Origin of the sequence: Streptomyces tailanensis (genome assembly GCF_008386495.1) — a bacterium.
In the GTDB taxonomy this organism is placed as follows: domain Bacteria; phylum Actinomycetota; class Actinomycetes; order Streptomycetales; family Streptomycetaceae; genus Streptomyces; species Streptomyces tailanensis.
Genome location: NZ_VTHJ01000098.1, coordinates 1 through 687, shown reverse-complemented (window position 1 = coordinate 687; position 687 = coordinate 1). Strand labels below are relative to the sequence as shown.

Sequence of the window (687 nt, the reverse complement as noted above, 5' to 3'; positions counted from 1 at the left end):
TCTCAAGGGCGAGCGCAAGGGCAAGAAGGTGGGTGCGCCCCGGTTCAAGTCCCGCAAGGATGCGCGGCAGGCGATCCGGTTCACCGCGAACGCGCGCTGGAAGATCACCGGCCGGGGGCGGCTTTCGCTGCCGAAGATCGGGGAGATCAAGGTCAAGTGGTCGCGGGTGTTGCCGGTGACGCCGTCGAGCGTGACGGTGATCAAGGACGCGGCCGGAAGGTACTTCGCGAGCTTCGTCATCGACACCGACCCCGGAACCGACCAGACCCGCTGGGACGAGCCGGAGCCGGATGCCGCGATCGGCATCGACCTGGGCCTGACGCACTTCGCCGTCCTCTCCGACGGCACGAAGATCGACAGTCCGCGGTTCTTGCGCCGGGCGGAGAAGAAGCTGAAGAAGGCGCAGCGGGAGCTGTCGCGCAAACAGAAGGGATCGAGGAACCGGGCCAAGGCCCGCCTGAAGGTTGCCCGTGCTCATGCCAAGGTGGCAGATGCGCGCAAGGAGTTCCACCATCAGTTGTCCACGAAGCTGATCCGCGAGAACCAAGCGGTCGCGGTGGAGGACCTGGCGGTGTATGGGCTCGCGCGCACGAGGCTGGCCAGGAGTGTGCATGATGCGGGCTGGTCCCAGTTCGTGGCCCTGCTCGACTACAAGGCACAACGGTACGGGCGCACCTTCGTGAAGGT

At 66.1% G+C, this 687-nt stretch carries 1 protein-coding gene; it reads left to right on the top strand.

What is annotated here, in order from left to right; all coding sequences use genetic code 11:
• Nucleotides 1-687 (top strand): RNA-guided endonuclease InsQ/TnpB family protein (locus F3T56_RS42560; protein WP_246204564.1); only part of this gene is annotated, 687 nt, incomplete at both ends.